We start from the raw sequence: 6,986 nt of genomic DNA on the forward strand, positions 1-6,986 counted from the left end.
GCTCGCCGTGGCCCTGTTGCTCGCCACCGGCGGCACCGTCGACGCCCTGGTCCCCTTCTACGCGATCGGGGTGTTCACCGGATTCTCAATGGCCGGCTACGGCATGACGAAGCACCACCTGACGCACCGTGGCCGGGGCTGGCGGCGGCGTCTCGCGGTCAACTGCTCCGCGGCCGTGCTGTCCACTCTGGTCGTGGCCATCTTCGCGGTCGCCAAGTTCACCGAGGGCGCCTGGCTCGTGGTACTCGTCTTCCCGCTGCTGGTCGCCCTGCTCATCCGCGTCAACCACGAGTACCGCGCCGAGGCGACCATCCTGGAGGAGGTCGGCGGCGATCCCGTGCAGCGCCGCGACTACACCCACCACCATGTGTTCGTCCTGGTCAACAGCGTCGACCTGGCGGCCCTTGAGGCGCTGCGCCACGCCCACACCCTGCGCCTCACCCGGATCGAGGCGGTCCACTTCGCGATCGACGCCGCGCACGCGGACCGGCTGCGGGAGCGCTGGGACGGCCTGAACCTCCCGGTCCCCCTGAGGATCGTCGACTGCCCAGACCGCCGCGTGCCGCGCGCGGCGGGCGCGTACGTCCTGCGGGCGTGCGGCGGACGCGACGACACCATGGTCGAGGTGCTGCTGCCGCGCCGCGGTTACGCCCCGCCGTTCGGCCGGCTGCTGCACGACCGCACGGCGGACAAGATCGCACATGTCGTCAGCCGTATTCCGCACGCCGCCGCGACCATCGTCCCGTTCGACGTGCGCTCCCGGATCCGCCGGCGCTTCCCGGACATGCCCGAGGAGCGCCTCACCCGCGCCTACGAACAGCTGGTGGCCCGCATCTCGGCGGCGAACCGGAGGCAGACGCGCCATCAGGAGGTGGACGACCCGTGCTAGCGGTTCTCGGCATCGCCCTGCTGTTGGCCACCATCCGGTGGAACAACCACCGGCCCCACCACGCCCTGCTCGCGCTGGTCGTCGGCGTCATGATCGCCGACACCGCGGTGGGGCGCTTCGTGCGCTCCCTCGTCGAGACCGTCCTCCACGCCCTCACCCACCTCCACTGACGGCTACGACGCGGCTGCGAGCGCGCCGATCTCCTCCGCGATGTCCTCGTCGTCCGGCGCCAGTTCGGCCGCCCGGCGCAGTTCGGCCAGCGCCTCGGAGCGGCGGCCCGCGTCACGGTGGACCAGGGCGAGGTTGTAGCGCAGCGCCGCGTCCTCGGGGTCCAGGGAGACGGCACGGGCCAGGTCCTCGCCCGCCAGCGCGAGGTCGCCCGCCGCGTAGGCGACGCCGGCGCGGCCGGACAGGGCGGTCACCAGGTCGGGATCGGCCTTCAGCGCGCGGTCGAAGGCCGTCCGGGCGGCCACGAGGTCCTCCGTCTCGACGTGGTACTGGCCGAGAGCTGCGTGCAGGTAGGGGTTCTCCGGGTCGTGGCGCAGGCCCGCGACGGCGTCCGCGCGGGCCTCCTCCAGCGCGCCCGCGTCCAGGTACAGGCCGGCCCGGTTGACGTAGGCGTCGACGAAGTCGGGCTGCAGGTCCAGCACGTAGCTGAAGTCGGCGAGCGCGCCCTCGACGTCCCCCTCACCGAACCGGAGGTCGCCCCGGTTGTAGTAGATCTCCGGGAAGGGCGGAGAGAGCCGCATGGCGCGGGCGTAGTCGGCAAGCGCCTCCTCGGTGCGGCCGAGGCGCCGCAGGATCGTGCCGCGTTCGAGGTAGTGCTCGGCGTGGTTGGGGTCCTCGCGGATCACCACCTCGTAGTCGGCCAGCGCGTCGTCGAGCCGGCCGAGCGCGAGATAGACGCGGGCCCGGTTGTTCTTCAGCACCGAGCGGTGCAGCACGTGCGAGTCGGGCGGCAGCAGTTCGTCGAGCATGTCGATGCACTCGTCGACCAGGCGCAGCGCCTCCCCGGGCGCGCCGAGGTTGACCTCCACCAGCGCGAGTCCGTTGCGGTAGAAGGCGCTCTGGAACGCCCGCTCGTGCGGGTCCTCGATCAGCGAGGCGGTGGCGATGGCGGAGTTGAGCCACGACTTGGCCTTGCGCTGGTCGCGGCGCTCCATGTCGTTGTGCCGGGTGTAGAGCATGGCCGTCGAGTAGGCGGCGTTCATGTGGACGCCCGGCTTGACGGAGTTGTAGCGCGCCTGGTCGTCCATCAGTTCCGCCTCCTCGGTCCGGCCGAGGATGGACAGCGCCAGGGTGGCGCCCTTGGCGAAGGCCCACCACCGGTCGTGTTCGGCGGCGGGGTCCACCAGCGCGATGCCCCGCATGCCGTACTCGACGCAGGCGGCGTAGAAGCCCAGGCACAGGCAGTGGTCCATGGCGTGGAAGACCGCCCGCACGCCCGCCTCGGCCGGGTCCGAGCCGTGCTCGCGGTGGTGCGCCAGCGCGCCGATGCGCAGGGAGTCCTGGTCGAGCGCCTCGATCTGCTCGGCACGGCGGTCGTGCAGCCGGGCCCGGTCGGCGGGGTCGAGCGCGAGGTAGGCGGCGAGGTCGGCCGGCTCGTCGCTGACGCAGTCGCCCATGACGTAGGCGGCGGGGTCGAGCACGGTGGCCTCCGAGGCCGGGAGGACGTCCACCAGCGCGGCGTGCTCGCGCAGGACCGCGAGCAGGTTCTCGTCGTCGGGCAGCGTCTTGGGCATGCAGACGACGACCTGCAGCAGGCCCGGGTCGACGCGGCGCACCAGGTTGGCCAGGAACTCCAGGTCGGTCGGGTCGGCCTGGTCGACCTGCTCGACGACGACGCGGCGCAGGCCCTCCCCGGCGGCGGCCTCGCGGACGAACTCGACCAGGCCGTTGCCGATCCGCACGGTGCGCAGCCGGGCGTAGTAGCGGGTCCGCTCGGCCGGGATCGCCATCGACGTCAGCGTCTCTCGGGAGTTCGGCACCGACGTACGCAACTCCGGTGCCGCCGAAAGGAGTTCGATGTCGTAGCGCTGCACGAGCGCGGCGTCGCGGCGCAGCGTGCCGGGGACCAGGAGCCGGGCCAGGGTGCCGGCGGCGGTGAACGGTCCGCGCAGCCGGCGGTGGGCGTCGACGACGAGCGTGTCGGGCGCGTCGAGCGAGACGCCGAGGTCGAGCAGGGCACGGCCGCGGTCCCGGCGCAGGCCGCCGCGGAGCCAGTAGTGCGTACGCGGGGACTCGTTCATGCGGTTCTCCCTGGGGCGGCGAAGGGGTGGCCGGGACTCCGGACCGGGCACCGGACGGGACAGGGCGGGGATTCAGACGGAGGCGGGAGCGGCCGCGTTCGTGGAGCCGGGGTCCGTGCGGCGGCGCCAGCCGCGGACCGCGAGGTACCCCGCCAGCGCGAGTTCGCCGAAGTTCAGCACCAGGAAGACGCACACGTCCGTGACGTTGAGGAACGAGGTGTCCCGCACCAGCTTGTGGACCGCGAGCTCGGTGATGCGGATCGCGGCGGGCAGCATCACCGTGAAGGCGAGCACCGTCAACAGCGTGTAGCCGCCGACCATCAGCCACATGTACCAGCGCCCGACGCTGCGGTCGCGCGGCGTCCAGGTCTCGGGGTCGACCATCGCCTCATGGCGGCCGAGCAGCGCCCTGATCCGGTTCTGCAGCATCTGCCGGGAGACCGTCTGCAGGTCGTTGCAGCCGAGGACGGTGACGGCGAGGAAGTACAGGTCGGTGCGGAGGAAGAAGTAGAACTGCCAGGCGAGCCGAAGCAGCGCACCGAAGGCCATGGCCAGCAGCAGGCGCCCGAAGAAGCCGGTGGCTCCGCCGTGCCCGACCAGCGGCGCGGCGGCGAGACTGAGCCCGCAGACCACGACCACGTCGACGCCCATCCCGGCGAGCATCGGCAGGTACCGCTTCTTGCGCGGCACGGCGACCAGCCCGTCGAGGGAGGTGAGGAAGACCAGGTAGTAGAAGCGACGGCCGATCTTCAGCGTGGAGTTGAGGCCGAGCCTGCGGCCGCCGAGCGCGTGCGCGCCCTCGTGCAGCAGGATCCAGGGCAGCTGCCCGAGCACGTTCCCGGCGGTGAGGGCGACGAGCGAGGAGGTGGTGAAGAAGATGTTCTGGTACTGGGGCGTGACGCGGTCGTCGACGATCATCACGACCACGCCGGCGAGGGTCACCGCCGCGTACAGGCACCATGCGGGCCAGGAGAAGACCGCCTGCGCCAGGCGCCGCCAGCGGATCACCGGGGCCTCGGCCACCTGCTCGCCCTCGGGCACGAGCAGTTCGAACTCCTCCAGCACTTCGAGGAATTCGAGCATGTCGACGCTCTCGCCGTACTGCTCCTGGTACCAGCGGGCGGCCTCGTTGGGGCTTTCGCCCGCCTCCAGCCGGCGCAGCAGCGCGGCGCCGTCGGCGGGGAAGAGACCGTAGCTGTCGATGTCGGCCCGGCCGACCGTCACGTCCTCACCCTCTTCGAGGTAGGTGAGGGGGTACAGTCTCAAAGGCCTGTCGAGATCGACTGCGGTTCCGTCCACGGACAACCTCCTGCCACCCTTCGGGTCGGCTCTCAGGACCCCGGTCCGGGCCGCATTGCGCGCGGCCCGGACCGGTCTTACCGGTCTCTCACTAGGGAGCGTTTCCTCGTCAGGCGAGGACGGGGCCGCCGCCGCAGTAGCAGGAGGTCGCGGCGGAGGTGAGCCGGACGGTGCCGGCCTTGCGCACGGTGATCTTCTTCATGGTGCTCTCCTTAGAGCTGGTGACGCCGTCCCGGAGCGCGGGTTCGCGACCGGGCCCCCGGGGCTTCCCGGGAGATCGAGGGCGGGGCGGTAGCCCCGGACGCCTGCGGGTCGAGGTGAAGAAGGTGCAATGAACTCGTGTACATGGCGTCTCAGTTGTGCGAACGCCGTGACGAGCCGGGTTGAGATTTGCATGCACCTGACGGCGTGTCAACACATTGCGCAACGCATCTGACCTGCGACGAAATTGACATGTCCGTGATCCTTCGGAGGCGTACGGTACGCCTTCCGTCGGCCCCGTGGTCGCGGGGGGACCGCTTCCGGATGGACACCCCGTCTACGCGTGTGGCGTAGGCGAAATGCTCCCCGTCACCCCGCGACCGGGTGGCAGAAAACAGCCTGCGCCCCCCGGCTGAGCCGCCGAAGGACGCAGGAGCGCAGGTAGGTTGACGATCAATCAGTTCAGTCGGAAGGACGTGTCGTCCACCAGGAACGCCGTTGTCGCGTCCCCGGACTCGTGGGCGGTGAACTTCACGATCACGGTCGAGCCGAACTCCGCCGCCACGAGCGGCGTCAGGTCGACGTGCACCGGCACGTACCCGGCGGTCGCGTCCCGGTCGGTCCAGGTGTGCAGGACCGCGATGCGCCGGCCGCTGTACTGGTCGTCCAGCTCCAGCGTGAGGGTGGCCGCGGACGGCGGGCCCGCGGCCGCGCCCGTCGGGGCCACATGCAGCCAGAAGGAGAACGAGGCGCGCGTGTAGCCGGGGGTGGTCTCGATCCCCTGGCTGAGGGTGTCGTCGGCGCTCGCGCCGTGGCCGAGCCAGGCGTACCCCTTGCCCGAGTGCGGGGCGTAAGCCGTGGACTGCGTGATGACACCGGGCGCGGACTGAGTCCACCAGCCCGGATAGGCGCCCTTGGCGTCGGTCGGCACCTCGAAGCCGGGGTCGACCACCTGCTCGATCCCCCGGCAGCCGGGCTCACCGGTCCGCGTGACGGTGAGCCGGAAACGGGTTGACGCCGTGTCACCCGCCCGGTCGCGCACCGTGACCCTGACATCGTGTCCGCCGAGCGCCGAACTGCGGCCGTGGATGCGGCCGGTGGCCTGGTCGATCACCAGCCCCCGGGGCAGGCCGGACGCCGAGTACCGGACCGCGGGGCGTCCGAGGCGGTCCGTCGCCAGGACGGGGACGGACAGCGGCCGCCCCGCCGGGGCGGTGCGATCGCACAGGGTGCTGACGACGAGCGGCTTGTCCGCGACGACGCGGTGGTCGCCCGAGCAGGTGTGCTGGTCGTTGGACCAGGTGGTCTGGACGGCGAAGGAGCCGGTGTGCAGGCCCAGGTCGAACAGGCCGCCCGGCGTGCCCTCGGTGATCCAGGCGCACTTGTCGCCGTCCTCCTGACCGGCCGGGTCGATCCAACCGCCCATGGCGTTCTGGTCGGTGAGGGTCTCGGCGTACTCGTGCCCGCCGAGCAGGCTCCAGCCGTCGAGGCGTCCGCGCGGGCCAGGGTTGATCCAGTTGGTGCCGCAGTACTTGTAGTCCGTCAGATAGGGCATGAGCGTGTAGGCGAGAGTGCCGTAGTCGGACCGCTCGAAGGTGTGCCAGGCGCACCAGCTGTTCATCTCGTGCCAGTGGTCGGGATCCACGCCCTGCGCGGTGGTGACCACGTACTGCACGTTGCGGTTGCTCGCCTCGGTCGTGTTGCCGAAGTGCTTCGCGGCGGCCGCTGCTTCAGCCGCGATCTGCGGCTCGGTGGCGGCCTGCGGCGAGGGCGCCGCGTTGTCCACCCAGACTCCGGCGAGCGCGTCGCCGTGCGGCATGCCCACATGCGCGGCGTCCGCGGTGCAGCCGGTGGCGCCCGCGTTCACGTTCTCGCAGTACTGGGTGAGCACGCCGCTCCAGCTGTGCGGGCCCGCGTCGACCCCGGTCCCCAGCCCCTTGAAGAAGGCCTGCTGGTAGGGGGCGGCCTGGTCGGGGTCGCGAGAGAGGGTGGTGTAGCCGTCCGCGTCCCGGCCCGCGCTCCCCCACTGCGAGCCCCAGTAGACGATGTAGACCCTGGGCGGTCCGGAGGTGACGCCCACGGAGTCCTGGCCGCCGCGGTAGACCAGGTCGGGCTGGTCGTTGTTGACGACGACCCGGCCCGAGGGCCGGGGACGCGGCAGGGCGGCGGTGCGCGCGGTCAGGGCGTCGGGGGCGGCGTGCGGGCGGCCGGGCTGGATCCGCACCCAGTCGCCGTGCGTCCGCACCCAGCCGTCGGCGGCGGGGTGCGGATCGGACGGGGCCGCGGCGGCGGCTGGCGCCGGGCCGACGGTGCCGGCCAGGCCGGCGGCGAGGACGGCGGCGGAGGCG

4 protein-coding genes and 1 pseudogene are annotated in these 6,986 nt (G+C 71.9%); 2 read left to right on the forward strand and 3 right to left on the reverse strand.

Annotation, left to right across the window (positions count from 1 at the left end):
• Positions 1–889: pseudogene (locus TR48_RS27315) on the forward strand (DNA-binding protein); the annotation flags it as partial.
• Positions 883–1,059: a hypothetical protein gene (locus tag TR48_RS43665; RefSeq protein WP_161789919.1), complete on the forward strand. Its 177-nt coding sequence runs from the start codon at positions 883–885 to the stop codon at positions 1,057–1,059. The pseudogene TR48_RS27315 and the gene TR48_RS43665, both read left to right, overlap by 7 nt.
• A 3-nt stretch (positions 1,060–1,062) precedes the next feature.
• Here the strand turns inward: TR48_RS43665 and TR48_RS27320 are convergent, their stop codons facing one another.
• From TR48_RS27320 to TR48_RS39320, 3 genes are all read right to left on the reverse strand, one after another.
• Entirely contained in the window at positions 1,063–3,138 is a 2,076-nt protein-coding gene (locus tag TR48_RS27320) for a tetratricopeptide repeat protein (RefSeq protein WP_042372107.1), read from the reverse strand.
• Positions 3,139–3,210: 72 nt separating this feature from the next.
• A complete protein-coding gene (locus TR48_RS27325; RefSeq protein ID WP_152628207.1) occupies positions 3,211–4,437 on the reverse strand; it encodes a hypothetical protein in 1,227 nt (408 codons plus the stop codon).
• Between the two features lie 658 nt (positions 4,438–5,095).
• The coding region (locus tag TR48_RS39320) for an Ig domain-containing protein (RefSeq protein WP_236652357.1) at positions 5,096–6,986 on the reverse strand (1,891 nt) is incomplete at its 5' end.

The organism is Streptacidiphilus neutrinimicus (assembly GCF_000787815.1).
Lineage (GTDB): Bacteria > Actinomycetota > Actinomycetes > Streptomycetales > Streptomycetaceae > Streptacidiphilus > Streptacidiphilus neutrinimicus.